Source organism: Phaeocystidibacter marisrubri (genome assembly GCF_008933165.1).
GTDB classification, from domain to species: domain Bacteria; phylum Bacteroidota; class Bacteroidia; order Flavobacteriales; family Schleiferiaceae; genus Phaeocystidibacter; species Phaeocystidibacter marisrubri.
This window is the reverse complement of sequence record NZ_WBVQ01000002.1, coordinates 1,087,518-1,113,446: the sequence shown is the minus strand read 5'-3', so window position 1 is coordinate 1,113,446 and position 25,929 is coordinate 1,087,518. Positions and strand designations below refer to the sequence as shown.

Here is a 25,929-nt window from a genome sequence, read left to right as displayed (position 1 = left end):
ATGTTTAGAAGACAATATGGGGTTCTTTTTGCGATTGGACTTTTTGCTTTAACCGTTCAGTGTAAAAAGGATAACCCTTCATCTAGCAATACGGTCAAGTACGACAATACACCTTTTGTACTTGACACCAGAGACTTAACACCTCCAACAATTTCACCCGACAACCCATTGACGGTTCAAGGGGTAGAATTGGGTAGGATGTTGTTTCATGAAACTCGTTTGAGTAGAGACAATACGCAGAGCTGTGCAAGTTGTCACATGCAGGAGTTTGCTTTCTCAGACACCGCTCGACTTTCCATTGGTGTTAGTGGGTTTGAAGGGAAACGTCAAGCTATGGCCGTCATTAATATGGCGTACAACACCAATGAGTTCTTCTGGGATGGAAGAGCACATTTACTTCGACATCAGTCGTTACTCCCTATTCAAGATTCCCTTGAAATGGATGAGACGCTCGAGAATGTAGTGGCTAAGCTTTCAGCGGATGCTTCCTATACCGATCAGTTTATTCGCGCTTTTGGAAGTGATTCAATTACGCCATTGAAGATCAGTTTGGCATTGGAGCAATTCATGAATTCTATTGTTTCTGTCAACAGTAAGTACGATCAGTATTTGCGTGGAGATGTGAATTTGACGGCAGAAGAAGAGCGTGGAAGACGTTTGTTCTTTGCCGAGTTCAATCCTGGTTTCCCAGATTCTAGTGGCGCCGATTGTGCCCACTGTCACGGGGGAGGAAACTTCGAAAACGACCTCTTCATGAACAATGGTTTGGATGGAGATGGTGAGTTTGCTGATTTGGGAAGAGAGTTGGTTACTTCATCGGCCTCTGATCGCGGTAAGTTCAAAGTTCCTACACTTAGAAACATCGAACTTACTCCACCGTACATGCACGATGGTAGATTCAACACCTTAGAAGAGGTGGTAGAGCATTACAATACCGGACTCAAATCTTCTTCTACGGTTGATCCAACCTTACTTTATCCCATCAACTCAGGAGGCTTGCAGTTGAGTCAGCAAGATGTGTCTGATTTGGTTGCCTTTTTGAAGACATTGACAGATACGGAGTTGCAGACCAATCCGGCGTATGCTAGTCCGTTCTAAAATACTGGTAGCCATCGCAGTTTTCGCGGTGGCCCTTTCTTGTTCCAGAGAAAAGACAGAAAGTGGCGAGACCTATCTTGAGGTTCCTCGCCACTTTCCGTCTGTGCCTTTTCCTGAAGACAATGCGTATTCTGACATTCGTTTCGAATTGGGTAAGAAATTGTTTTTCGACCCCATGCTGAGCATTGACAGTACGATTAGTTGTGGAAGTTGTCACAAAGCGGAATTCGCCATGGCAGATGCGTTTGCCATTAGTCCGGGTGTAGAAGGTCGACTAGGGCATCGAAATGCGCCGAGTCTTTTGAATGTTGCCTATCAACCCTACTTCATGACCGAAGGCGGTCTTCCAACGTTGGAGATGCAAGTACTGGCCCCTGTGCAAGAACACACAGAGATGGACTTCAACATTGTTCTGATTGCAGAAAGGATGAAGACCAGTAATTCTTATGTTGAAATGAGCCAAGAGGCTTATGGCCGAGAGCCTGATCCCTTTGTAATTACAAGGGCATTGGCCAATTACGAGCGCACTTTCATATCGGGTTCATCGCGGTACGACACCTATCAATTTTATGGCAACTCTGGAGCACTAAGTCCTTCCGAAAAGCGAGGCTTATCTCTCTTTAGATCAGAGAAAACACAGTGTTCGGTGTGTCATTCAGGCCTCTTCTTTACCTCTTACGAATTTGAGAACAACGGGTTGGATTCCGTATACAGTGATATCGGCAGAATGCGATTGACGGGAGATAGTGCGGATGAGGCGCTATTCAAGATTCCATCGTTGAGAAACGTAGAATATTCGGCTCCTTACATGCACGATGGTCGTTTTGCAACCTTAGAAGAAGTGGTAGAACATTACAACAGCGGTGGTGCCAATCATCCTCATAAAAGTGAAAGAGTTCGGCCTCTTAACCTCACTCAACAAGAGCGAATAGACTTGGTTGCTTTCTTGAAATCACTTTCGGATCCTAGTGTTCAGATGGATGAACGTTACAGAGTCAAATAGTTCTATTCAAACACCCATTCTTCAACGTCAAAGAGGTCTCCTTGTAGAAAGGATTGTCCATTCCAATATACGTAGTTGTAAAGGTTTGGAATAAGCGGACTTTGGTACATGAGCTCTCCTAAGGGCGCTTTGAATGTAATTTTGGGGCCGGTAGCAGTCATCGTTTCAATGGAGAGAGAGTCGGCTTTCTTTAGCAGTAGATAATTGTCGTATACCTCATCATCCGCTACAATGTAGAAAGATTCTACACCATAGAAAGTTTTGAGATTTTCAATATCACGACCACTTGCGCTTATAGCAATGAGGGTGGGTTCTTCTACCACCACTTGTGTAGCCCCTTTGCTTCGGTCTTCGAAATTGAACTGAAGCGTGTCGAACGATGATCCCGTCCAATTGAGTTGTTCAACAGTGCAATAACTACATTCATCCATCAAGTTGGTAAGGGTGTCTAATGCGCCGATATTACGTCTGAGCAGGGAACTATTTGCCCTGAATTCCATTCCAAGTTCAGAGGTGATGAAATCTGAAATGGCCCCTGTTTCTCTATTTACGACTACCCCCATTTGACAAGCGCTTCCGCATCCCCATTTTGCGAGGGTATATTTCCCAGAAAAGTTTATTCCTTTTTCGCACTCTTCTAAGATTTGTGATTTGAATCTAAGCGCTCCTGGATAGCTCTTAAAATCAGGAGCGGCTAGTTGCCCATCATATCTTTCCGAAGGATAATTGATGAAGGGAATTTTGTGAAGACGTAACTGCCAAGTAGGAGCTCCATTTCGGTAATCTGCATAGAAATAATAGCCGTCTTGGGCTCGAAGAAAGTCGAGATTGGGATTCCTATTTTTAGATGTGGCGGAGTCCGTTAATTCATGGGAAGAGAGAAGTCGAATCGAATCCCCGACGTGACCAATAACTAAGTGAATGCCATCATCGAGAAGTGTGTCGGTGGGAAGCTTGGCCTCCCGGCGATTCACAAATGACTCTAACGTAACTGGACTTTTCGTTTGGTGCCGTGTCCACCGAATCTCATCAAGACAAGAGGTAAATGGAATGGTGAATAGGCCACTTCGTTGACCGAAAAGATCGTACCCTTTCCATGTCATGGATTCGTTGTCAATTTCGATTTTCAGGTCAGATTGAATGGAATCCGATAGGCGAAGACTGTCTACGGTGTTTGAAAGTTCGAATCGAAAGAAGTGTGAAGTATAGGACGGAGCTTGAATGGATAGGCTCGCTGAATCGCCTAGAACCTCGAGGGTGCCTTCTCGAATAGTAAGCGTATCGTGGGGCATCGAATACACTGTGATTTGTTCACCTGAAATAGTCATTTCACAATACGTTCCATCCCAGAAGCCGTACCAAGTCCCATCTACTGGGAATTGTTCGGGAGGGGAGCATCGCAAAGCGAAAATGAGTGCGATGACTATGTAGAGAGCGTTTTTCAAGTTCCTAAAGCGTCTTTACGGCTGTTGTAAGGCGTTCTCGAACGTCTGCTGCAAGCGCTTCTAAGTTTTCATTTCCTACACTAATCATGGAGGCAATGGGGTCTACCGCTGCGATTTCGACTTGACCGTTTGAATTTTCAGTCACCACTACATTGCAAGGCAAGAAAACACCGATTTTGTCCTCTGCAGAAATCGCTTTGATGGCAAAATTTGGGTTACACGCTCCTAGGATTCGGTATTTTTTGAAATCGACATCCAGCTTCGCCTTAAAAGTCGCTTGAATGTCGATGTCGGTCAACACTCCAAAACCTTGCTCCTTCAGGTTGGCCGTAAGTTTTTCAATCGCTTCTTCGAAGCTTACATTTTCTAGTGTGGTGGAGATGAAGTAGCTCATATTTGGTGTGTTAGGTACCTGGCCAATTTGCAACAAGTTAGGCAATTTGAGATGCAAGACATATAAGCTAAGCTTTCAGAATGGACGGTTAGGACAGAAGTTTGCTTTAAAACGTCACCCTCCTGTTTGCAAACGTATGTATCCGCTTAAAGACGTGAAGAAATCATCGATAATGTCGAATTTGAAACTGGGGACAGGGGTGCTGTCCCCGGGGGGCGAGTCAGATATGAACGTCTAAGCTAATGCTCATTTATTCCCATAAAAACAAAGCCCCACAACAGCTCATGTCATGGGGCTTAAGGTCTATATGAGGTGAAAGATAATGGGTAGAGAATGAGGCATTTGAAAGTGAGAAGTGAGAGGGTGAGGCGCGAAGCCTCAAACCCTGCAAGTTCCCTCTCATTCTCTATGCCATAACCTCTTCTATCTCTGTATTGAGTTCTTCTCTTGGAGTATCAACCAAGTCGAATTCTTCTTTTTTGTCCCATCCAAACTTGGCCATAATCCGGTCGAAGATGTAGTACACAACGGGTACTACTACTAACGTTAAAAACATGGAACTGGTTAGGCCGCCAATGAGAACCCATGCCAAACCGTTCTTCCATTCAGCGCCAGGGCCCGAGGCCAAGGCAATTGGCATCATCCCGATCACCATCGCGAGGGTGGTCATAAGAATCGGGCGAATACGCACTTGTGTTGCTTTGAGCAGTGCAGCTTTTACTTCCAATCCTGCTTCTTTCAATTGGTTTGTAAAATCGACCACCAAGATGGCGTTCTTAGCTACCAAACCGATGAGCATGATCATCCCCAAGATGGAGAAGATGCTCAATGCATTTTGTGATAATGCCAAGGCGAGTAGAGCCCCGATAACCGCAAGCGGTAGTGAGAACATCACCACCAAAGGATATACGTAACTATCATATAGGGCTACCATAATGAGGTATACCAAAATGAGAGAACTCAAAAGCGCAACAGCCAGTCCACCAAAGGCTTCCGATTGATTTTCGGAATCGCCACCCATGCTGTACGCCACTCCGCTAGGTAAGTCGAAATTGGCCATTTGAGCTTCAATGTCGGCACCAACTGTTCCAACGGGCCGGCCAATTACCTGAGCAGTCACTTTTACCATTGCGAGCTTGTCTCTTCGGTCTAATTGTGAAGGACCGTAACCCTCTGTGATGCTGGCAAATTGATCAAGTCGAATTTGCTCTCCTCTATTGTTCATTACCGTAAGCATGGCAATGTCTTCCACACGCTGGCGATCAAATTCGTCGAGGAGAATGTTGATTTCATATTCGTTGTCACCATCGCGATATTTGGAATCTTGAACTCCGTTGAACGCGGTACGCATGGTGCCACCCACCACTTCTAAGCTCAAACCCAATCGCGCCATCTTGTCGCGATCTACCTCTACTTTGATCTCTGGACTACCGCCTTCAGCACTGGTTTCAACTTCAGCTGTACCTGCAATTCCACTAACAATCCCCGCTACTTTATCGGCTGTTGAGATCAGTGTGTCTAGATTGGTGCCACTGAGAATGACTTGGATAGGCGCATCGGTTCCTCCGCCCACAAGTGAAACGGGAACCGCCTTGAATTTTGCGCCAGCAACGTTCTCTTGAAGCTCGATTTGAAGCTGACGAGAAAAGATTTGTGTGGTTGTAGCACGCTGTTCCGTTGGAACCAGTGACACGTTGATCTCGGCCATATATGGTGTAGAGGTGGTAGACATTCTACCAGAGCTTTGTCCTATGGTTGACGATACTCGTTCTACTTCGGGATATTCACCAATGATGCGCTCTACCTGTTGAGCTAGTAAGTTGGTCTGACGAAGGGTTGAGCTCTTGGGTAATTCTACCTGCATGGTAAACTCTCCACGGTCGCCAGCAGAGACAAATTCACTACCGATAAACCCTTGTCCAACGAGGGCGAATGAACCGATAAACACTACGAATGTGGCTCCAAGAACTAGAATTTTGTGTGAGAATGACCAATGAAGAGCATTGGACATGGCATTTTCAAACCCTGTAACCCATCCTTCAAAAGTCTTGATGAACACAGTGACTATGGATCCTTCTTTCAAGTGAGAAAGCTTGGAGAATCTCGAAGCCAAAAGCGGAATCATGGTAAAGGCCACCAATAAACTCAGAATGGTACTGATGGCAACCGTTAACGCAAATTGACGAAGCAAGTTCCCCACAATTCCGCCCGTCATGGAGAGCGGAACGAATACAGCGATAATCACCAAGGTGATGGAAATAACCGTTGCTCCAATCTCTCGAATGCCGTCGTATGCTGCTTGAAATTTAGATTTACCCATTTCCATGTGGCGATAAATATTCTCGATGACTACAATCGCGTCATCCACTAGAATACCCACCACTAGAGAAAGCGCAAGCAAACTCATCAAGTTGAGAGAGAATCCCAAGAGCATCATAGCCGTAAAGGTCGCAATGATGGAAGCCGGTACTGCAAGCATTACAATCACAGCGTTTCTCAAACTGTGAAGGAAGAGAAGCATTACAACTGCAACGAGAATTACCGCAAAGAACAAGTCGTGAATCACAGCATCTGCCGCTTCCAAGGTGAACTCTGATGTATCGTTGGCGATGGTGAATTTCAGGCCTTCTTCAGAATAAGATTCTTCCAAATCTGTCATGATTTTTCGAGCCAGTTCACTCACTTCTACGGCATTGGCGTCACTTTGTTTTTGAATGGATAGGCCAATGGCATTTTCACCATTTACTCGCGAGATGATCTCGGCATCTTCTTCCGTGTCTTGAACTTCAGCAACATCCTTGATTCGAATTACGGTTCCATCAGGGCGATAACTGATGGGCAATTGTCGAATTTGATCGAGTGAAGAATATTTACCTGCTAATCGAATTAGTGATTCTGACTCTTCACCCTTCACTTTACCCGTTGGGAAGTCAAGGTTGGCAACTTGAATCGCCTGACTCACCTGAAGTAGAGAAAGTCCGTAGGTCTCTAGTCTGTTTTTGTTGATATTGATCCGGATTTCACGTGCTTGGCCTCCTAGCATGTTGACTTGTGCAACGCCAGGAATTTTTGCCATTTGCGGCTGAATCTGGTTCTCGATCAAGTCGTATAACTCCGTACCGGCCATGTTGGCGGCGACACCAATTCTCATGATGGGCAAATCTGAAAAGTCAAACTTGCCAATGGAAGGTTGCTCCACGTCATCTGGAAGTTCGTTCATAATAGCATTGATCTTCCGTGTGGCTTCTTGAAGAGCCTGATCAACATCCATGTCCTGCATCAGCTCTACTGTAACGATAGAGACGTTCTCGAGTGAGGTTGAACTCACGCGGTCTACCCCTTCGAGAGTGGAAACCGCATCTTCAATTTCAACGGTTACCGAGTTTTCCACTTCTTTAGGTGCAGCACCGGGATAAACAGTAGAGATGGTAAGTACAGGCGTACTCATATCGGGCAATAATTCATAGTTCAGCATGGAGTAGCTGAACAAGCCCAAGCCTGTGAGTAGGGTAAAGAGAACCACCACAAGCGTTGGACGCTTGATGGAAATTTTGGTCATTTTCATAATGCGATATCTTCTAAATCCTGAGGATTATTGACGATTCAGTGCGTTTACAACTGTACCTTCTTCCAGATTGATTTGTCCGGTTGTGATGACTTCATTCGACGTCGAAAGTCCTTCGAGTACTTCCACACGGTCGCTTCTAACCTCACCAATGGTGATGCTTTTTAGGTGAGCTTTTCCGTCTTCAATGGTGAATACTTGAGGGTTTTGAACACTACCGATAATGGCGTTTCTGTCGAGGTAAAGCGTTTCGTTTTCACTGTTGAAAAGAAAGTGAGCCGTAGCGTACATACCTGGTTTTAGTGCTCTTGATGAGTTGTTGGTCAAAGTGATTTCCACATTGTATTTCAAGGCTCCGTCCGCTTTTGCCGCTATGGCAGTTACTTTGCCATTAAAGGTGTCTTCTGGGTATACACTGGAAGTGATGTTGATTTCATCGCCCTCCTTCACATTGAGGATTTCGTTGGCAGTAAGGCGAACATTTAGTTTGAGCTTGCTGATGTCTACAATGTTGTACAATTGCATGCCTGGTGAAACATAAGCCCCCTCCTGTACAAAGTCGTCATTGATGATTCCACTGGTTGTTGCACGGATATATGTGTTGTCCAGCTGTTTCTGAACTTGTCGGTATTGCGCTCGTGCATTCATCAAACCGATGCGCACATCTTCCAGTTGGCGTTGGGTCACCGCGTCACTTTCCGACAATTTGGTGAAGCGCGCAGAATCCGATTGAAGCTTTTCGAAATTGGCTCTGGCTGCGGCCACTTGGGTTCTCAATAGTTCATTATCAACCTGAGCTAGAAGGTCTCCTTTTCGAACGGTTACTCCTTTTTCTTTGTACACCGCAACCAGTTTGCCTTGTGTTTCAGACAAGATGGTCAGGTCCGTTTTAGCCTCAAAAGTGCCATCGGCTGAAACGCGTGTATTCAATGCGAGTTTTTCGGGGTGAGTGATCTGTACGGGGATAGATGCACTGGTGATTTCAGAGAGCTTGGCGTTCTCTTTCATCTCTTCTTTGTTGGCATAGAGCTTATATGCGGTGAGGCCTAGTATGCTGGCAGAAGCAAGAATGATGATGGTCTTTTTCATTGTGCTGTATTCTTTATTCTAGTCTGTAGATTGATCATTGGATGATTTGTTTAAGCTGACCTTGTGCTTTGAGTAGGTCGAGCTCAGAGCGACGGAACTTGAGAAGCTCGTTGTAAAAGCTGGTCTCGGCTTGTCGATACGCTTGTTCAGCGTCTAGCAAGTCTGTCAATCCCACCACTTGTTCTTTATAGAGCAATTGGGTTTGCTCGTATACGTCCTTTGCCAATTCCTTGTTGTCGCGTTGCGCTTCCACCGAAGCGAGTGAATTGGTCAACTGCTCCCGTGCATTTTGGAATTGCATGTCCAAAGAGCGTTGAGCATTGGTTTGTTGTAAACGAACTTTTTGAATGTCGATTTCCGACTGTTGGATTCTATGATGTTTAGAAAGCCCATCAAAAATGGGAACGCTCAATTGCACACCAACTACCGTTTGTTGAAACCAAGGTTGATTTGAGTCGAAGAAATTCCATTCGTTGCGTTGGGCTTGCCAGCTTTGCTGACCAAAGACAGCGAGTGTTGGCGCGTATTCCGCTTGAATGCTCTTCTTGTTCAATTCATTTAGTGTGAGTTGTTGATCTAAGATTTCCAATTCGATGGATTGTTCTTTTTCATACTGAAGGGTTTGAAGCGAAACGTCTTCAATGTCCTCGGGAGCTCGGATGATAAGCGTGTTGCTGATGTCCATTCCCAATAAGAGCTTGAGGTAGTTCTTCTGTTGTTCCAACCCTATTTTTACCGATTGCAATTGGGTTTGAAGATTCATGCGGTTAACACGAATTCTACCGAGGTCGGTTTGCGTTACTAGGTCGTTCTCGTACTGTAGCTTCATCAGTTCTTCAAGCTTGTTGAGCTGAGCCACATTGCTGTCCAATACATTCCTCTGTGCCTTGAGTTCGAGTACCATGTAGTAGGCGTTCGAAACTTCGTAAATCACATCTTCCTCTGTTTTGATCTTCAATAACTCGTAGAGTTGACGCGAGGATTTGGCGGCTCTCAACCCAGTAAAGAATTGTTGGTTGTAAATGAGCTGTGTGGCTTTGATGGTGCCCGACATGGTGTTTTCAGTACCGAACTGAACTGGAATTTGTGTTCCAGGCTGACCGACAATTTCGCCTGGTAAGAGCTGGGTAGGTAGGTTTGGGAAGTTTTGATATTGCCCTTCACCGGTAACCTGTGGGAGTCCTGTTGCGCGGACTTCGCCTACTACGTGTTCCGACTGACTTTGATCCAGTACGGCTTGGCGTATAGAGAGGGAGTTTTCCAAGCCAAATAGTAGAGCCTCCTTTAAATCAAAGTTGTACTCTACAGGTTGCGACCATACACTGAAACTCGCGGCGAATAGTGCTAGAGTTGAGCAGATGGTTCTTTTGATGTGATTCATTTTTTGATTTAGTTTGTTTTGTAACAACCTACTTAGTTCTGTGAATAACGAACTAACAGGGTAAAAAATTTTATGTTCGTTTATTCTCCCACTTTTGGTAAAGTCCAGGAAGCTCGTCGTTGATGAAGCGTAGGAAATCGATGATACTGCTGAGGTTTTCGTTGAATTCAGGAGTATTATTTGGGCGAACTTCAAGAATCTCTTCTAAGATGTCAGCAGCTTCGGTAATCTTGAAGATGCTATCGCGCAATTCACTTCGCCAATTGCTTACTTTGTTCTTGAAGTAGCGCTTTCTATCGCCCGACTTTGTGATGTAGTCAAGACGGTTGACATTGAGGAGCATGTTGATGGCGTTGCTGGTTGCGCTCTTACTCAGGTTCAATGTTTCGCGAATTTGATCAAAGGTCAACTCAGTAATGGGAGATACCAATAGAAGCGCCAAGATTCGTGCGGGTGCCGGAGGTAACCCAGATTTCTCATGGTAAACTCCGATCTTCTCAACGAGTTCTTTTTGCTTGGCAGTAAGTTGAACGATCTCTGACATGTTAGTTTGAATTGTGCTACAAATGTATAAAGTTTTTTTAGTTCACAAAAAGGAGAACTAAAAATGTTTGTCGCTTGGTTCTGTAGGTGCGAATCTGTACCCTCATTGAAGCTTCTTTCATAACTTGGGAGTGGAAGCATAATGCGCAACACGTATAACCTCGAACTCTCAACTTCGCCTCCATGGACGATATTCTAGATTTTAACCAAGAGCAACCAAAAGGTGTTTTTAACAAATTCATGACTGGCGTGCTCGTGGGCGCAACGGTAATAGGGTTTGTGTTTATGGAGCTTCATTTGCCTTTTGCAGATATTCTACTCATACTAGGCGCCCCCAGTTTGATGTCGTATATCGCGATGAGAGTCATTTTAACCAAAGCAAAAGGGGCGAAATATTGGTCTGCTCTATTACTTTCGATAGCCGTTTACATTGGATTTACGGTTGTGATGAAAAGCATTGACGTATTCCTATTTTCAGTGGGAGTGTTGATAACGATGGGGATTTTACAATGGGTGTGGTTCCAATTGCGCAAAAAGATATCTGTTTAGAAACCTCGAATTGAAAAGGTCAATCGCACCTTGTCGTTTCAAGGCTGAATTAAAGCTCTATTTTTGACCACAGACCAATATTATCGGAACTTCATGCGATTATATTTTTGGAGTACGTTCATAGTGTTTCGAACCGGAGTTCGAATGTTGAAGGCTCTTTATGTCCAGAAGCGTTTTATTAAGAAACATCTTCAGCCAATGCTGCAGCGTGCTTTGGCGGAGAGTGATGGAACTCTAACCTCTGCGGATATTGATAAAATCACGAAGAACTATGCATTGGCTGTCCCTTCCATTCTCGGCGAAGCCTTTGGTCTGCTTCGAGGTCATAGAATGAAGACTAGAGAGCGGTTTGCATTGACGTATTTAGGCGCAATTACGGGGCTTTACGATGACTTCTTTGATGAGCGAGGAACCCCAACGGAGCGCATCTTACAGATGACCAAGTGTCCAGAAAAAGCGGTGGCCAATTCCAGTCATGAACAGCTTTTTCTCACGCTTTGCCTAAAAGCTCTCGATTATACAGATCACAAGGACTTGCTGTTGCAAAGGGTTGAAGAAGTTTACTTGGCTCAATTGAACAGTAAAGCACAAGCTGCTTCTGGAAATAGTTGGGAAGCCCTTAAAAAGATTACGTTCGATAAAGGTGGAGCATCTTTCTTATACTACCGGAGCGCGATGGAGAATCGAGCATCGGAAGCGGAGAACTTGATGCTCTTTACTTTGGGCGGTACTATGCAACTAGAGAACGATTTATTTGACGTGTACAAGGATAGAGAATCTGGAGTGGAAACCTTGGCAACGAATGCAAATTCGATTTCCGAACTCCGTCAACTCTACCACGACAGGCAAAGGGAATCAGATCGTTGCCTAGAGGCAACGGAGTTTCCCAAAGCTCAAAAAGTGAGGTTTAGAAACTTCACCCGAGTTATTTTGGTTCGGGGAAATGTGTGTTTGGATGAGCTAGAAAAAACCGCAGCCACCACGGGAGGTGTGTTCGATGTTAATGCTTACGAACGAAAACAACTCGTTTGTGATATGGAATCTCGCAAGAATGTGATGGCTTCAATTCGGTACAATAAAGAAGGAGTTTAGTAGTAACAATACTACTATCTAGGTTACTCTTTATACTTCCCAAACGAATAGGCCAATCCCACTCCCAAAACCTCTTTTACCTGAAGTCCAGGTGATTGATTGTCGCCTGCTGCATTTGGATTCTGAACGAGGATGTCATCGTCATAGATCAAATGAAGTTGAAGACTGACAGAAAGAGGACCCCACACTTCCATCAATAAGATAGTCTCCCAACTCACGTCGATGTTTTGTGGTTTTTCCAAGTAGTTTGAGAAGAGGTTTAAGTTGGAGGTTAGATCAACACCTTCGCGCAAGTTCCGGGTGTACGTAGCATTCAAGTACGCACCTAATTCTGTTCTCAACTTCTCCCCAGCCTCCACACCAAAGCTTCCTGCAGCGCTGAGTGAATATAGGTACAGTTCCAGTCCGTTGCTCTTGTGGGTAAAACCAATACCCGCTGTGAGGTAACCGGGCGACATCCAAGTGGAAATGGGTTTTACATCTTCAGCTTCCTTAAAACCATCTGCGAATTGGGTTCTAAAATTGGCAAAGAGCGAAGTTGTCCAAGATCCGCTTGTATTGATATTTCGGTCCAAACGTGAAGTGATCTCCAATTTGTCACCCGTTTTAAGCGTAGAAGCTCCTTGAATGTTAATGGCGTAATTCGCGTCAAGGGTGTTTGACCATTGCCATTTCGGACCATCGTAATCCGCAGATTGACGAAGAAGGCCAGCAAGGTTAACGCTATTGGTACCCCCCGCATTCCAGTTGGTTAGGCTAGTTTGAGTGGTCGTGAAACTGTACAGGCCACCAAATTTCCACTTGCTTACTGTCGTATCCGCAGGAGTTGCATCTTGAGCAAATCCACTCAAGGGAAGCGCCAAGATGAGGATGAGTAATTTTTTGATCATTTCAGAATGGTTTGAAGTGTTCAGGTTGCGTAAGAAGATTATAATATCATCATTTTTTCTTGAACTTCTCAATGGCATTGCGAGTGAAGTCACTGAGCACCAACCGTCCGCTGATGGCAGCGCGCTCGGCTAATAGGTCGTCCCAATGCTCTGTGCCTTGCCAGAAAACGCGCTTCAATTCAGCCATTGCTTCCGGATTGGATCCAGATAGTTTCTCAATCAATTCAGAGATGGCCTTATCCATGTCATGCGCTGTGTCGAAGACCTCCGTGTACAGGCCTTTGTCGCGTGCCCATTCTGCGGTTCTCCACTCCGTCGCATTAATGGCTAGTTCGCTCATTCCGCTAGTACCAATCTTGCGCTCTACAGCAGGGCCTACTACAAATGGTCCAATGCCTACTGCCAGTTCGGAAAGCTTTACGGCGGCGAACTTCGTCGCGAAACAGTAATCTACTGAAGATGCAAGTCCAACACCTCCACCAACGGCCTTGCCCTGAACTCTACCGATAATGAACTTCGGACATTTACGCATGGCGTTGATGACGTTGGCAAATCCAGAAAAGAACACTTTACCTGTGTCCAAATTGTCAATGCTGATCAATTCATCAAAGCTTGCGCCTGCACAGAAAGCACGGTCACCTTCTGATTGCAACACAATCACGAGGACCTCTTTGTCTTCTCCCAACTCCGTAATCGTGTTGGCTAGTTTGGCTAGTACTTTTCCGGGGAGACTGTTGCTCAACGGGTGGTGGAACTCAACATAAGCCACACCGCCTTTGCGTTCTATGCGTACATCTCCTTGGTCAACTGCATTCTTACTCATGGTCTTGTTTTTAGGGGAACGATCTTCGAAACTCGTCGAAGTGTTCAATTTTGCATATTACAGTACGATAAGCGTCGTACCATTTTTTCTTTCCGTCCGCTTTCACGGATTTATGTAGAGGGTCATTTTTCCATCGTTCAATAGCGTCGAGATCGCTCCAATAGCTAATAAAGATGCCTTCTTTGCCGGTTCGGGCATTGTCGAACCCCAAAAACCCATCCAGCTTAGACACTTTTTCCATGGTGGCCACATCTGCCTCTGGGTAACCCTCTGGAGCAGGATCTACTTCCCTCTCCGAAATGAAGAGAACCGCATAGGCTGGCTTTTCAGTTAATCTGTTCATCTTTATTATGGGCTTCAGGCACCAGACATCCGTCATCCGTCATCCAACACCCTTCATCTGACATCCTCTCCACAAAAGTATCGGGAAAGGTTCGTACGTCAAAGGCACAGGGGAAGATAGTGTTCAACCAGCAGCCTTTAGCCTGAAGTCTGAAGCCGTGCGAAGCATACTATCCAATCTGCTGTATATATTGCCTACCTTATCCTCTCGTCAACTCTGTTCTTCTTAGAAGTACTCTTATGAAGCCAATAAAAAAAGTAAAACGAGTAATCCTTATTGCTTCGATTGTTTATGTGGGAATGGCCTTGCTTACTCCCCATTTCTCACCGCTTCGGAATCGATCAATCGAAAACCAAATTACGTACCTATCTGAGCTTCTGAATTCGGGTTACGATGATGAACTACAGCAACAGTATCCAGAGGGGAAGATGTTTAGCAATGCTCTTCTGAGTTTGTCGATTATTGAATATTGCGACAAACGTGGTATCACTGATAAAGCGATGGCAGAGCAAGTGGATTCTTGTATACTGCGCATCCTTTCAACTAGTGCTACTTCGCCTTTTCCCACCTATATCACTCCTAAATTTGGGATGTTTTACAATGGATGGACGAACCGCGTATTGACGAGCTACCAAAGGAGTTCTCTTTTCTCAAAGTCCGATATTCCAGAACGAGTGAATACTTCTCAAGAAGAAATAGAAGAGAGAATCACGAGTGCCTTAGATGAAGAGTTACAGCCTTTGATGTCCTACGCTGGCGCGTATTGGCCCGCTGATAATTACATCGGAATAATGTCGATTTCCGACACAGCGCTCCAAAGCAAATGGATGGCCATCTTGGATTCGGCAGCGAGTCACCCAACGGGATTGGTACATCATTTTGGTGGAGATTCATCCATTGTACGTGGGTCTTCTTCTGCCCTGATCTTGTACAGTTTGAGTTATATCAATCAAGAGAGGGCGCTGCGTCAGAATAACATTTTTGACAGCTTATTTCAACGGTCGTTTCTCGGAGCGAACTTGGTGAAAGAGCACGAAGATGGATCGGGAATTGAGGATGTAGATTCGGGTCCCCTGCTCTTTGGATATGGAGCTTCGGCAACCATAATGAATATCAAGACACAGGCGAGTCTAGGAATGCCTGGAGCCCGCGCAACCTGGGGATGGTTGAATTTAATGGGCATGCCGATCAACCTTTGGAGTCACAAATATTATCTTTTCAAAAAGGAACCCATGCTGGATATCTTTATGCTTTGGTCGTGTGTTTCTTTATAGTTCTGCTCAATCATAAGTCCCCTACCCGTTTTTTACCTACCTTATCCTTTCACTCAAAATTCTCTCTTTTGAAATGGATCACTTTCATCGGTATGCTGCTTTTTTGTGCTTCTTCATGGGCACAGGGAGAGTACCACGAACGAATCGTTCAAGATATAGATTACCCTTTTCAGTATTCGTTTAGACTTCTGCATGTTGAGGACACCACCACTTCCGATTTGACGATTGTGGAAGGAGAGGAAGGTTCCTCAATTTTCACTCGGGGTAATGCTGGAGACACCTTGGTTATGGTGTTGCTAGAATTCCAAAATTCGACTACTGGTGAAACCTTTAAGGCTATGACAAACTTTGATGGTGGCGCCCAAATAGTGCTCTCACCAGGGAAATATTCCCTTGTGATGTCGGCCTACGGACCTGATACATCTACTTTGGAATTTGAAATTAAGAAGAGCCAGCAGATCGACTTAGAGGTGCATTTAGGCCTAGGGCCAGATAGTGAAATGTATGATATCCAGTCCAAAGTAAAATTGCAAGAAGAGGAAGTGCACCAGATTATGGAATGTGTTCGATTGAACCCTAGAGGTTATCATGAAGCGTGTTCGGACCCTGAGAGGTATGTGATTTTTAGGCAGATTTAGAACGGATATGATGCTCGAGTTTGGAGATGTGTCGTCACTGTGCATTTTTTGCTTTCCGAAGACCAAAAAGAGGAGTCGCTTAACCCTTGGTGTGAACTGAATCCCCACTGATTATGAAATCTCTTTCAATCGCCCTTTCGCTTTGTTCTGTCTTTCTTGCAGCTTCTTGCTCTAGTCCTGAGAAACCAGTTACGCCATCTTTGGATTTGACCATTCCTGAAGTAGGCTTCAACGGTGGTTTGATCGATAAAACAGGGAATTTGTGGCTGAGTACGAATGGAGCAGGAGTATTCGTATTCAACGGAGAATCTCTTGTGAATTATTCCAAAAAGGACGGCTTGGCAAGCAATCAGGTGTTTGACTTAGTGGAGGCCTCTGATGGTTCAATTTGGATGGGCACGCAGGAGGGACTTACTCATTTCGATGGAGGAAGATTGAATTCCATTTTACTTCCGTTTCAGGATACTTCCAGCGTTTGGTTAGACAAGGTATACCCAATCATTAACCCCAATGCCGCACATGCTTTGGCAATTGATAAGAATCAAAATCTCTGGATTGGGACAGGTGGAGGTGGCGTTTGTCGTTTCGATGGATTCCAATTCAAGATGTACTTGCAGGAACATGGTCAGAAGCAGGAGGATAGCCTTTACCACAATTGGGTAACCTGTATTGAAATGGATCATTCAGGTAATATGTGGTTTGGCTCTATGACGCATGGTGGGGTTAGCGTATACAAGGGAGAAAGCTTTGAGCATTTTTCCATTGCAGATGGTTTAAGTGACGATATGGTAAGGACACTCTATTGCGACAAATCGGGAGATATGTGGATTGGGTTTAATGGCAATAGAAATAGTGCCCTCACACGGTACAAGGATTCTCAGTTTACAACCTATTCCGATGGAGAACTGAGCAAGAGAATTCACTCTATTTGTGAGTATGAAAATGGAGAACTATTTATAAGCTCTCCTCGAGGTAAACTTGCCGTTTTTGACGGGACAAATATTAGAGAGTTTACTTCCTCTAACGGACAATCGTATTCAGAAATACACTTTATTCTCACAGATGCGAATAACCAATTGTGGTTTGGTGGAAAGAGTGGGGTTTGGAAGTATGATGGAGAAGAGGTTGTTCAAGTATTGGGAGTTGATGGAGTGGCTAACCACGAAATAAACAAGGGTGTAAATCAGAAGGAATCGAAATTCCCTATTTTAGTTCTCGGCATGACTCTCCAACCTTCCTCTCATGAAAAACCGCAACATCTTCCTCGTTAGTATAGCGATCATAGGCTTGGTGGTGTTTCGGATGTGGGGGCACAAGATGGACGCTCCAGACAGTTTTGAAGATCGATTGAGAATGGCCAAAGTAATGGAGTTGGATTACAATCTGGATTCGGCTGACTATTGGTTAGATTCTCTGGTTGAAATGAGTCCTGACATGCAAGTAGAATTACTCTTCCATTTTGAACGTGATTTTGATTCAACCACATTTGACAGAGGCTCTTGGATGTATACTTATCGGTATCCTAAAGTTTTTCAAGGCGAGTATGCCTCTCTTCATTTTCAATCAAAAACACTACTGTTTAAGGATGATTCTCTTTTGTTTTGCACCGACTGTCTGGATACAACTGCATTAGAGAAGAGGGAGTTCTACCACTTCTCATCAAGTCCCACTTTTTACGGTGATTCACTGCGAGAGACGCATGAAAAGCATTCAAGGATTGATGCCCAAATTGGTCAGGTTGAAGTGGTAACACATGCTGCCCAATGTGATGATACAGGAAGGCATACCGTTAGTATTTCCACGTCTTCAGGTACATTTCGCACACGTAGAGAGTTCAACTTAATTCTCATTGAGTCGGGCAACTGCTTTTTTATTGTAGAGTACGCGGGATGTAGAGGGGTGATGGATATTTATAGGGTAAGTGATAATGCGGTGAAATCATGAAAACATACATTTCTAAACCGCGCAGTTATTAGCGATTTACAGTCGGCTTAGTCTTGTGCTCCTTGGCTGTTTATTATGCGGTCGATAAGGATTTCTCACCACTTTATTTATTGGCGGGTACTGCAGCTACACTTGTGCTACTTGATTTGGCCCTCTATCAAGAAACGGTAGTTGAAGTGGATGGAACGAAACTTAAGGCTAAGGTTTCAAATTTTTTCAATCTGATTGATGAAGAGGTTGAAATCCGATTAAGCGATATACAGACCAGAAGCTTTGAGATGAAGGGATATAGCGCCTTAGGTTTCGCAATGCATCCAAACATGGAATTCCTGATTCCAACGTACCGAAGTCAATTAACGATACACACCATTCATGGTAAATCGGAAGTAATTCCAATAGACATAAGCGAAGAGGAGTCCTACGACTTGTTGGCTTCTATACCTGAGAGAGTACCGAATGGTTAATGGAGCTTTTAATCTTTGTGGATATTAAGTGGTTCTTCTTGAGCCAGTTCGTGTAATGTTGGGTTTTCCCTGAATGAGTTGTTTGCTATATGCGTTAACATATAATAAAGCGCAGATCAGCATAATTATATTTAATTGCATATAATTTAGTACATTTGGGTTGTGTTATATTCAATTGCATATAATGAAGACATTGTCAGAGTTTGTGAAAGAACGAAGAAAGGAAGTCAACTTAACCCAAGAAGAGTTTGCGGAACGGGCAGGAGTAGCTTTAACCGTGATCCGAAAGATTGAGCAGGGTAAAACAAATCTCAATCTGGAGAAAGTGAATTTGGTACTGCAAATGTTTGGTCATGAGTTGGCACCAGTGAACAGCAATAGCTTGAAATCATGAGGCAGGGTAAGGTGTTTTACAAAGACCAACTAGCAGGATTGATCACAGAAACTGATGAAGGGGAGTGTGTCTTCGCGTATTCTCCAGAATACGTGGAGAAATTTCCAAATGACTTCATCACGTTCACAATGCCTGTGAGGTCTGAACCTTATTCAGATAATCGACTCTTTCCCTTTTTTGAAGGGTTAATTCCTGAAGGATGGCTTTTAGAGATAGCGTCCAATAATTGGAGAATCAACAAGAACGACAGCATGGGTTTGTTGTTAGCATGTTGTCAGAATTGCATTGGAGCGGTGAGTGTAGAACCAATTCCGCAAGAAGATGCCGCATAGATGTTTGTATTGCTATAACCCGATTGAAGAAGGACGGGATATTCATGAGAAGTGTTCCATGGAATTTTTTGGAACACCCACGCCGCCTGAGATACCGTACTCGTTAGATGATATGGAAGAACTGGCGAAGAATGTAGTAGAGCGAAGTGTTGCCGTTCCTGGGGTTCAAGCAAAGCTCTCTATGTCTCTTGTGAGTGAAGCTAAAGATCAATCTGACGCTCGATTGACCGTAGTAGGAGCATTGGGAGGGGGATACATTTTTAAGCCGCCTTCGGAATTGTTTCCTGAAATGCCAGCCAATGAGCATTTAACAATGCGAATCGCTGAAACCATGGGAATTCCAGTGGTATCATCTTCATTAATCCGGTTAGCCTCAGGTGAATTGTCATATATCACAAAAAGAATAGATAGACAGGGCAATGAGAAAGTTCACATGCTAGATATGTTTCAAATTACAGAAGCATATGATAAGTATAAGAGCTCTATGGAGAAGGTTGGAAAGGCTATCGGTCAGTATTCCAGCAACACATTATTAGACAAAACATATTTCTTTGATTTGGCTGTCTTCTCGTTCCTTACAGGCAATAACGATATGCATCTGAAGAATTTTTCGATGATTGAAGGTCGGAGAGGATGGACATTGGCGCCTGCTTATGATTTGCTGAATGTTGCCATTTTACTGCCTGAAGACAATGAGGAACTGGCTCTGACATTAGCTGGTAAAAAGCGAAAATTGAAGAGAGAGCATTTTGTAGAATTGGGTCTTGTTATGGGGTTGTCCGCTCGACAAATAGAGGGAACCTTCAATCGAATGATTAAGAATAGGAATGTAGCATTCGCACGGATTGAAAGCTCTTTTTTACAGGAAGGAAAGCGACAGGGTTACAAGCAGTTGTTGATTTCTAGATATGAACAGCTAGGGTTAGAATAATCTTCATTACAAGAGTACATATTGAAGGGAGTCATACAATTTCACATAAAAAAAGAGGGCCCTCGCCCTCCTTTTTCATATCCAATCATCTCAACCTTTACATCGACTGATCTATCTTCTTCACCATCGTTAAGATAGTCGCGATAGCTACCGTTTCGTCGGTGTCGTCGTAAACCTCAACGTTGAACTTTACGATGCCTTTGGCTACGTCGTCTTCGCTGCGTTTTTCTTGATCGATTTTCTCCTTAACGGTGAACTTAACTCCGATAGTTGTTCCAGGGTAAACAGGCTTGGTGAAGCGCGCCTCGTCGATGCCGTAGTTCAATAGAACGGGACCTTTCTTCGCCTCTACAAACAATCCCGCTGCTTTGCTGAGGATGAAGTAGCCGTGCGCTACGCGTCCTTCGAAGATGGTGCCTTCCAAAGAAGTCTCATCCATGTGGGCGTAGAAATTGTCGCCGCTCACATTGGCAAAGTTCACAATGTCGGTTACTGTTACTGTGTGCTTCGCTGTGTACACGGTTTCACCAACGGTCAATTCCTCAAAGTGCTTGCGGAATACGTGCTTGTCGGCTTCCGGACGAGTTGACCCCGGTTGGTACACCTGAGTGATTTCGGTAATGGTGTCTGGGTGACCTTGGATGGCCGTGCGTTGCAAGTAGTGAAGGATACCGCGCTTTCCACCCATCTCTTCGCCGCCACCTGCTCTACCCGGTCCACCGTGCGTAAGGAGTGGCATAGGAGAACCGTGACCCGTAGATTCCTTAGCACTCTTCTCGTTCAATACGAGAATACGTCCGTGCATTGGAGCTGCATTTACCACGTATTCACGTGCTTCTTTATCATCTGCTGTAACAATGGAAGAAACGAGTGAACCCTTACCTAGGTTCGCGATTTCAACCGCTTCCTCGAGGTTCTTATAAGGCATGATGGTAGACACTGGACCAAAGGCCTCAATGTTGTGTGCTTCCATCACTTCCAGTGGCTTGTTGTTACGGAAGAGGATAGGCGCCATGAACGCACCTTTCTCATAATCCGAACCAATGATTTCAGCCTGCTGATCGGTACCACCATAAACCATGTCCATGGAGGCCTTCATTTTATCAACCGCAGCCATAACGCGCTCCACTTGTAGCTTGGTGGCTAGTGAGCCCATGCGCACGCCCTCCTTACGAGGATCGCCCATGGTAGTAGAAGCCAATCGTTTTGAAACAGCAGCTTGTACGTCTTCGATATAGTTTTCAGGAACGAGAATTCGACGAACCGCCGTACATTTTTGTCCCGCTTTTACGGTGATTTCACGCGTTACTTCTTTCACAAAAAGATCGAACTCTGGAGTGCCTGGAGCGGCTGCTTCACCGAGAACCGACGCGTTAAGTGAATCAGCTTCAAGATTGAAGGTAACACCTCTTTCTAGAATCTGTGGACTCGCTTGAAGTTTCTTTCCTGTGGCAGCAGAGCCAGTGAAAGTGACGGTATCACCCAACTGGACATCATCTAAAATTCCTCTACCCAAACCTGTGATGAGCTGAAGTGATCCCTCTGGAAGAATCTTAGAAGCGATGATTTCGCGTACGACAACTTCGGTGAGGTAAGACGTGTACTCCGACGGCTTAACCACCGCGGGAACACCTGCCATCAAGTTAACAGCAATCTTTTCGAGCATTCCCCATACTGGGAAGTTGAAGGCGTTGATATGCACGGCCACACCGCGCTTTGGCACCATAATATGGTGACCAATAAAGGTTCCATTCCGACTGAGTCCTGCCGCTTCGCCGTCTACGTAATAGGGTAAATCAGGGAACTGTCGGCGTAGAGACGCGTTGGCGAATAAGTTGCCAATTCCTCCTTCAATATCAATCCATGAATCTACTTTGGTTGCACCAGTGCGAAAGCTCACCTCATAGAACTTGTCCTTGTGCTTCATCAGGTGAAGTGCAAGTGCTTTGAGCATTCTTCCGCGTTCTTGGAAGGTCATTTTACGAAGAGCGGGGCCGCCGGTTCTTCTACCGTACTCCAACACTTCTGCGTAATCAATTCCCGCGCTAGATACTGTGCCAATAGCTTCGCCGGTAATGGCATCGGTAGCGAGAAACTCCTCTCCAGTTCCGCTTACCCATTGACCAGCAACGTAGTTCTGTATGTTCATTTGTAGAGCCTTTATTTTTTGAGGGAATTCAAAGGTAAGGGTTTTGGTGGGTTTGAGCGGGAGTGGGTTTAAGGGGTTTTAGGTGGTTTAAGATGTTTGAGGGGTTGGATGTTAGGTGACGGGTGACGGATGTTGGGTGATGTCACAAGCCTTAATTCTTCAGGCTACAAGCTGTTTTCTTCATGTTGGATAACCATCCCGCAAGCACCGCCATCGGCGGTAGCTCCTATTGCCCTAGGGTGAGGAGCTTAGCTCCGCTACCCAGGGCAAGGAATGAGGGTGTTAGGGTGTAAAGCTTACCATCCACCTGAGACCGCCGTCGGATGTAACTCTGAATAGAAATGTTAAAGCCCATTGAGATTCGATGACATGTCAGATGGTATTTCCATTTTGGAGAACCAAATCAATCGAATTATGGCAAATTCGTTTTCCTGCATGTATGTTCACATTGTGTGGGCAACAAAAAGAAGGCAATGGCAAATTGCACCCCAATTGAAGGATGAAGTGGAAAAATTGCTAGTGAGTATAGTTCAAGAGTATGGGGTGGTACCCATTGCGAGCTTTGCTCCGTCACTCAGGGCAAGTATTATTCATTCAGGATGAGAGGATGGAATAAGAAAAGGCCAGACAATCGTCCAGCCTTCAATATTTCATGCATCGTGATATTAAAACTCTATCCCGCCTCCAAACTGGAAGAATCCAATTCGGCCGTCGTCGTTTAGTTTGTTTAAACCAATAGAATAGCGGGCATCAATGACAAATGGACCGAGTTTAACACCGGCTCCAATGTGAGCTGGCAAGGTGAATAATCCCGCTTCTGTGTCGTCATTTTTCACATCAATGCCCAAGAGGCGATAGTCTTCCCCAATATTGATGGAAGGCGTGATACCTGCTTGTACAAACAGGAATAAAACCTTTACTCTTACACCAATTGGGATGTGAACATAGTCGATTTTTCGATAGGTCTCATCACTATCGGTCCATCCTACTCTGGAGTATTCTAGTCCCGTGTTGAGCGTAAGTATTCGACCCCCTATCTCATGGTTTTTGTACAGCCCGACATAAAAGCTGTGCAGATTGGATCCAATGTTGTCTGCATTGTCGTCATCCCCATAAAAGATATTGCTGTTTTGCCATCCGGCGCGAGCCCCCCATTGCGCATGTGCGGACATCCCCATGAGGAGAATGCAAGTCACTAGAACCCCCTTGATATGCATATTCATAGCCGTAATTGTTTGATTAACTTACTCAAAATAAGCATTTTTGGATCACGTTCGATTCCTTGGGCGATTATTGAAAGAGACAAACTGTGACCTTTCATAATCCGAATATGACGGGAAACATGCTGAGGATTGAAAAGGCTCTATCGTTAGTAATCCGTACCTCCGCCAAAAGCAAGTCCAATTCCCCAAGTATCAATCCCGATATTTAGACTGTTGTTGTAGGGATAGTATGAATCCACTTGATGATAGAAAGCAAAGCACCACGGTCTTTTTACGATTTCAAGGCGATACCCCATCGATTGGGTTCGGATATCCGTGTTGTTCGTGAAATCTAAGAACCCAATAGGACTTTTGTCGGTATTGTCTACCCACCACCCCACGGCACGAATGAAGAGTTCTTTGTTTCTCACTAAGTACAAGGCACTCCTCAATCCACCATCGTAATGGACGGGACCACCAAATCCAACGGAATACGACTCGTTGAGGTTGGCGTCTTCTCCGTAACGCTCTCCTTCTATGGCCAAACCTCGTATGTAATAGTCGATTTCCAAATAGCCATACAGATTGAAACCAACGTAGCCTCCTAAGGTCCAGTAATTGTCCAGACTAAATGTCCACTCATTGTCCGTACCCGCATTGTCGATGTAGTTATCCCAGGGCGTAGATAAGAATCCATCTACCCCTAAGTGAATACCGGTATAGGCGTTTTTGTCCAACCAAAAATTGTGGTCATACGCCACATAACCTGACACTCCAGTCATTTCTACTCCCGGTAGTCCGTCTGTTCGGTACATGTCCATTCCCATATAAGAGATACTGCTTACATAGGTTCCATACCGAATTCTTCCTGTCGGTAAATCGCCAAAAGCTTCTTCCATACCCACGGCAAAAGTGACCGCTCCAGCGGCAATGGCTTGTGTATCTGCTTGGGGCTCTAGTTCTTTTATTCTCTGTCGTAGATAGTAATCATCCTTGTACTTCAATGCCTCTTTGTAGTAATTAATGGCTTGGTGATAATTCCCGTTCGCCTCGGCTTGCCTGCCCAATTGAACGTATTTGTTATACTGGCCATTTGCAGAATAGTCTTCTTCAGGGCGCCCCATTTCTTCCAACTGTTGTTGTAAGTTGGTTCGGCAGGTCTCCAATGCCTCTTTCATCCATGTCACGCTTATTTGTTCATTGAGCGCGCGGTTCACTTCGGAGATGGCTCGTCGCAATTCCGTTTCAGAACTGTAATTTCGATTACAGTACTGTTCCAAGACATTTTTTGCAATATCGTTCCCCCCTTGATCCGCTTCGTATTCGCGAATCATGGTATACATAATGGGGAGGTTGAGTGAAGTTTGAATGCGTGTGACTTGAATGTCAATGTCAATTCCACCGTATTCCACCCAGTCACCTGGATCCTTTTCGGAAAGGCATTCGCTGAAAGTAGAGCTGTTGATGTACAAGGTGTTCCATCCTTCTTGCGTCGCCACAATTTCATCGCTTCGATAATTGCTTCCCAGCCAAGTACAACCCACTGGATAGGCATCAATATCCGTTAAGTGGAAGAAGAGGTTTCCTTTTAGATCACGGGGGTAATCTTCATATTCCCCTCCATGAAAGTATAGGATGCGCATTAAGTCTTCCTCACTATAATACTTCCCGTTGTACTTCAGACTGCGCACTTTAATATCATCCGGGACGAGTCGAAACTGTACGGCGGGATTGGCATTTGTGCCAGCTGTACGGTGTTCCAAGTGAATCAGGTAGCTCACCCCATTGTGATCGTAATAGATGTTTTCTGTGCGAATTTCACCGTATTGACCCCATCCTACTACAGAGGCAAGTATAAAGGTCAGAGTTGAGATATACTTGTTCATTCGGCAGGGAATTGAATGAGGATACAATCATCTTCGGTTGCTCGAATGTAGAAGCGATCAAGCCTTCGCGGAAAGGTGCCAGAATCGTCGTCATAGATCTCATAGTCGTCTTCGTAGAGATAGAGAATGGCGCCATCAAGATCCACGCATTCGCCTTCTCTTACCTTGCTTACGGTAGGAACACTAAAGGTGTAGACGATTTGTTGAGAGCCGGGTCGTCGGAGTACCAAATCGTGATATTCTCCGAATTTCTGGATGAGGTAGTCGCAATACTGCGCAGAATCCATTCCCAAGGGAACCCAAACGGAAGGAGAGATTTGATGCTGAAAAACAACGGCATATCGTCCGTCAGGCACTCGGTTAAATGGTTTTTGCTCTATTTCAGGCCCTTCAATACAAGAAACAAAAAGGGTTGAGGCGAGCAGAATAGATAGGATAGATTTCCAGTTCATGCAGGCTGAGTAGGCTAGGGTTCAATTCGTAAGTTAAAGAATCTGGCC

At 44.8% G+C, this 25,929-nt stretch carries 25 protein-coding genes; 12 read left to right on the top strand and 13 right to left on the bottom strand.

The genetic code is table 11. The features are described from left to right. Both F8C82_RS12290 and F8C82_RS12285 read left to right on the top strand, forming a co-directional pair. Positions 1–1,098 (top strand): cytochrome-c peroxidase, encoded by a 1,098-nt coding sequence (locus F8C82_RS12290; RefSeq protein WP_151693884.1) that lies wholly within the window; start codon positions 1–3, stop codon positions 1,096–1,098. Then, a complete protein-coding gene (locus tag F8C82_RS12285; protein ID WP_151693883.1) occupies positions 1,082–2,101 on the top strand; it encodes a cytochrome-c peroxidase in 1,020 nt (339 codons plus the stop codon). Before F8C82_RS12290 ends, F8C82_RS12285 begins: the two co-directional genes overlap by 17 nt. A gap of 2 nt (positions 2,102–2,103) precedes the next feature. Here F8C82_RS12285 and F8C82_RS12280 read toward each other — a convergent pair whose 3' ends face one another. From F8C82_RS12280 to F8C82_RS12255, 6 genes are all read right to left on the bottom strand, one after another. Then, complete coding sequence (locus tag F8C82_RS12280) at positions 2,104–3,546, bottom strand: hypothetical protein (protein ID WP_151693882.1); 1,443 nt, start codon at positions 3,544–3,546, stop codon at positions 2,104–2,106. A gap of 4 nt (positions 3,547–3,550) precedes the next feature. Beyond that, on the bottom strand, positions 3,551–3,940 hold the full coding sequence (locus F8C82_RS12275) for a DUF302 domain-containing protein (RefSeq protein ID WP_151693881.1): 390 nt from the start codon (positions 3,938–3,940) through the stop codon (positions 3,551–3,553). A gap of 406 nt (positions 3,941–4,346) precedes the next feature. Then, a complete protein-coding gene (locus F8C82_RS12270) occupies positions 4,347–7,505 on the bottom strand; it encodes an efflux RND transporter permease subunit (RefSeq protein ID WP_151693880.1) in 3,159 nt (1,052 codons plus the stop codon). A 27-nt stretch (positions 7,506–7,532) separates the two neighbouring features. After that, positions 7,533–8,594, bottom strand: coding sequence for an efflux RND transporter periplasmic adaptor subunit (locus tag F8C82_RS12265; RefSeq protein ID WP_151693879.1), 1,062 nt, complete (start codon positions 8,592–8,594; stop codon positions 7,533–7,535). Between the two features lie 34 nt (positions 8,595–8,628). Then, positions 8,629–9,975, bottom strand: coding sequence for a TolC family protein (locus tag F8C82_RS12260; RefSeq protein WP_151693878.1), 1,347 nt, complete (start codon positions 9,973–9,975; stop codon positions 8,629–8,631). 70 nt (positions 9,976–10,045) lie between these two features. Then, positions 10,046–10,519 (bottom strand): GbsR/MarR family transcriptional regulator, encoded by a 474-nt coding sequence (locus F8C82_RS12255; protein ID WP_151693877.1) that lies wholly within the window; start codon positions 10,517–10,519, stop codon positions 10,046–10,048. A gap of 182 nt (positions 10,520–10,701) precedes the next feature. Between F8C82_RS12255 and F8C82_RS12250 the strand changes: the two genes are divergently transcribed. Together F8C82_RS12250 and F8C82_RS12245 are read left to right on the top strand one after the other, a co-directional pair. After that, entirely contained in the window at positions 10,702–11,067 is a 366-nt protein-coding gene (locus F8C82_RS12250) for a hypothetical protein (RefSeq protein ID WP_151693876.1), read from the top strand. Between the two features lie 93 nt (positions 11,068–11,160). Beyond that, positions 11,161–12,159: a hypothetical protein gene (locus tag F8C82_RS12245; protein WP_151693875.1), complete on the top strand. Its 999-nt coding sequence runs from the start codon at positions 11,161–11,163 to the stop codon at positions 12,157–12,159. Positions 12,160–12,182: 23 nt separating this feature from the next. On the opposite strand, the gene F8C82_RS12240 is transcribed toward F8C82_RS12245, so the two are convergent. The 3 genes from F8C82_RS12240 to F8C82_RS12230 are packed head-to-tail and all read right to left on the bottom strand — an operon-like array spanning position 12,183 to position 14,215. Then, entirely contained in the window at positions 12,183–13,049 is an 867-nt protein-coding gene (locus F8C82_RS12240) for a DUF3078 domain-containing protein (protein WP_170266250.1), read from the bottom strand. A 49-nt stretch (positions 13,050–13,098) separates the two neighbouring features. Further along, positions 13,099–13,872 (bottom strand): enoyl-CoA hydratase/isomerase family protein, encoded by a 774-nt coding sequence (locus F8C82_RS12235; protein WP_151693873.1) that lies wholly within the window; start codon positions 13,870–13,872, stop codon positions 13,099–13,101. Positions 13,873–13,882: 10 nt separating this feature from the next. Next, a complete protein-coding gene (locus F8C82_RS12230; protein ID WP_151693872.1) occupies positions 13,883–14,215 on the bottom strand; it encodes an antibiotic biosynthesis monooxygenase family protein in 333 nt (110 codons plus the stop codon). A gap of 239 nt (positions 14,216–14,454) precedes the next feature. Between F8C82_RS12230 and F8C82_RS12225 the strand changes: the two genes are divergently transcribed. The 8 genes from F8C82_RS12225 (at position 14,455) to F8C82_RS12190 (ending at position 20,192) form a co-directional block, all read left to right on the top strand. Next, a complete protein-coding gene (locus F8C82_RS12225; RefSeq protein ID WP_151693871.1) occupies positions 14,455–15,489 on the top strand; it encodes a hypothetical protein in 1,035 nt (344 codons plus the stop codon). 68 nt (positions 15,490–15,557) lie between these two features. After that, positions 15,558–16,127, top strand: a complete 570-nt coding sequence (locus F8C82_RS12220; protein ID WP_151693870.1) for a hypothetical protein — start codon at positions 15,558–15,560, stop codon at positions 16,125–16,127. A 113-nt stretch (positions 16,128–16,240) separates the two neighbouring features. Continuing rightward, positions 16,241–17,398, top strand: a complete 1,158-nt coding sequence (locus F8C82_RS12215) for a ligand-binding sensor domain-containing protein (protein WP_151693869.1) — start codon at positions 16,241–16,243, stop codon at positions 17,396–17,398. Continuing rightward, positions 17,370–18,071 (top strand): hypothetical protein, encoded by a 702-nt coding sequence (locus F8C82_RS12210; protein ID WP_151693868.1) that lies wholly within the window; start codon positions 17,370–17,372, stop codon positions 18,069–18,071. The genes F8C82_RS12215 and F8C82_RS12210 overlap by 29 nt, the downstream gene beginning before the upstream one ends. Positions 18,072–18,133: 62 nt before the next feature. Continuing rightward, complete coding sequence (locus F8C82_RS12205; RefSeq protein WP_151693867.1) at positions 18,134–18,535, top strand: hypothetical protein; 402 nt, start codon at positions 18,134–18,136, stop codon at positions 18,533–18,535. A gap of 184 nt (positions 18,536–18,719) precedes the next feature. Next, positions 18,720–18,929 (top strand): type II toxin-antitoxin system Y4mF family antitoxin, encoded by a 210-nt coding sequence (locus tag F8C82_RS12200; protein ID WP_151693866.1) that lies wholly within the window; start codon positions 18,720–18,722, stop codon positions 18,927–18,929. Continuing rightward, positions 18,926–19,261, top strand: coding sequence for a HipA N-terminal domain-containing protein (locus tag F8C82_RS12195; RefSeq protein WP_151693865.1), 336 nt, complete (start codon positions 18,926–18,928; stop codon positions 19,259–19,261). The genes F8C82_RS12200 and F8C82_RS12195 overlap by 4 nt, the downstream gene beginning before the upstream one ends. Before the next feature lie 58 nt (positions 19,262–19,319). Continuing rightward, complete coding sequence (locus F8C82_RS12190) at positions 19,320–20,192, top strand: HipA domain-containing protein (protein WP_308419959.1); 873 nt, start codon at positions 19,320–19,322, stop codon at positions 20,190–20,192. Positions 20,193–20,289: 97 nt separating this feature from the next. Here the strand turns inward: F8C82_RS12190 and paaZ are convergent, their stop codons facing one another. From paaZ to F8C82_RS12170, 4 genes are all read right to left on the bottom strand, one after another. Then, a complete protein-coding gene (paaZ, locus tag F8C82_RS12185; protein ID WP_151693863.1) occupies positions 20,290–22,341 on the bottom strand; it encodes a phenylacetic acid degradation bifunctional protein PaaZ in 2,052 nt (683 codons plus the stop codon). A 665-nt stretch (positions 22,342–23,006) separates the two neighbouring features. Continuing rightward, the gene (locus F8C82_RS12180; protein ID WP_151693862.1) at positions 23,007–23,564 is read right to left on the bottom strand and encodes an outer membrane beta-barrel protein; all 558 of its coding nucleotides are present in this window, start codon (positions 23,562–23,564) and stop codon (positions 23,007–23,009) included. A 146-nt stretch (positions 23,565–23,710) separates the two neighbouring features. Further along, positions 23,711–25,429, bottom strand: a complete 1,719-nt coding sequence (locus F8C82_RS12175; RefSeq protein ID WP_151693861.1) for a hypothetical protein — start codon at positions 25,427–25,429, stop codon at positions 23,711–23,713. Further along, a complete protein-coding gene (locus F8C82_RS12170) occupies positions 25,426–25,881 on the bottom strand; it encodes a hypothetical protein (protein WP_151693860.1) in 456 nt (151 codons plus the stop codon). Before F8C82_RS12170 ends, F8C82_RS12175 begins: the two co-directional genes overlap by 4 nt. Positions 25,882–25,929 lie beyond the last annotated feature (48 nt).

What these genes read in the sequence shown, in the direction of transcription:
- F8C82_RS12240 (WP_170266250.1), bottom strand. Translation starts at nt 13,049, where the DNA reads ATGATCAAAAAATTACTCATCCTCATCTTGGCGCTTCCCTTGAGTGGA.
- F8C82_RS12265 (WP_151693879.1), bottom strand. Translation starts at nt 8,594, where the DNA reads ATGAAAAAGACCATCATCATTCTTGCTTCTGCCAGCATACTAGGCCTC.
- F8C82_RS12230 (WP_151693872.1), bottom strand. Translation starts at nt 14,215, where the DNA reads ATGAACAGATTAACTGAAAAGCCAGCCTATGCGGTTCTCTTCATTTCG.
- F8C82_RS12235 (WP_151693873.1), bottom strand. Translation starts at nt 13,872, where the DNA reads ATGAGTAAGAATGCAGTTGACCAAGGAGATGTACGCATAGAACGCAAA.
- F8C82_RS12190 (WP_308419959.1), top strand. Translation starts at nt 19,320, where the DNA reads ATGGAATTTTTTGGAACACCCACGCCGCCTGAGATACCGTACTCGTTA.
- F8C82_RS12200 (WP_151693866.1), top strand. Translation starts at nt 18,720, where the DNA reads ATGAAGACATTGTCAGAGTTTGTGAAAGAACGAAGAAAGGAAGTCAAC.
- F8C82_RS12170 (WP_151693860.1), bottom strand. Translation starts at nt 25,881, where the DNA reads ATGAACTGGAAATCTATCCTATCTATTCTGCTCGCCTCAACCCTTTTT.
- F8C82_RS12255 (WP_151693877.1), bottom strand. Translation starts at nt 10,519, where the DNA reads ATGTCAGAGATCGTTCAACTTACTGCCAAGCAAAAAGAACTCGTTGAG.
- F8C82_RS12250 (WP_151693876.1), top strand. Translation starts at nt 10,702, where the DNA reads ATGGACGATATTCTAGATTTTAACCAAGAGCAACCAAAAGGTGTTTTT.
- F8C82_RS12245 (WP_151693875.1), top strand. Translation starts at nt 11,161, where the DNA reads ATGCGATTATATTTTTGGAGTACGTTCATAGTGTTTCGAACCGGAGTT.
- F8C82_RS12260 (WP_151693878.1), bottom strand. Translation starts at nt 9,975, where the DNA reads ATGAATCACATCAAAAGAACCATCTGCTCAACTCTAGCACTATTCGCC.
- F8C82_RS12215 (WP_151693869.1), top strand. Translation starts at nt 16,241, where the DNA reads ATGAAATCTCTTTCAATCGCCCTTTCGCTTTGTTCTGTCTTTCTTGCA.
- F8C82_RS12180 (WP_151693862.1), bottom strand. Translation starts at nt 23,564, where the DNA reads ATGAATATGCATATCAAGGGGGTTCTAGTGACTTGCATTCTCCTCATG.
- F8C82_RS12195 (WP_151693865.1), top strand. Translation starts at nt 18,926, where the DNA reads ATGAGGCAGGGTAAGGTGTTTTACAAAGACCAACTAGCAGGATTGATC.
- F8C82_RS12225 (WP_151693871.1), top strand. Translation starts at nt 14,455, where the DNA reads ATGAAGCCAATAAAAAAAGTAAAACGAGTAATCCTTATTGCTTCGATT.
- F8C82_RS12285 (WP_151693883.1), top strand. Translation starts at nt 1,082, where the DNA reads ATGCTAGTCCGTTCTAAAATACTGGTAGCCATCGCAGTTTTCGCGGTG.
- paaZ (WP_151693863.1), bottom strand. Translation starts at nt 22,341, where the DNA reads ATGAACATACAGAACTACGTTGCTGGTCAATGGGTAAGCGGAACTGGA.
- F8C82_RS12210 (WP_151693868.1), top strand. Translation starts at nt 17,370, where the DNA reads ATGAAAAACCGCAACATCTTCCTCGTTAGTATAGCGATCATAGGCTTG.
- F8C82_RS12275 (WP_151693881.1), bottom strand. Translation starts at nt 3,940, where the DNA reads ATGAGCTACTTCATCTCCACCACACTAGAAAATGTAAGCTTCGAAGAA.
- F8C82_RS12290 (WP_151693884.1), top strand. Translation starts at nt 1, where the DNA reads ATGTTTAGAAGACAATATGGGGTTCTTTTTGCGATTGGACTTTTTGCT.
- F8C82_RS12175 (WP_151693861.1), bottom strand. Translation starts at nt 25,429, where the DNA reads ATGAACAAGTATATCTCAACTCTGACCTTTATACTTGCCTCTGTAGTA.
- F8C82_RS12270 (WP_151693880.1), bottom strand. Translation starts at nt 7,505, where the DNA reads ATGAAAATGACCAAAATTTCCATCAAGCGTCCAACGCTTGTGGTGGTT.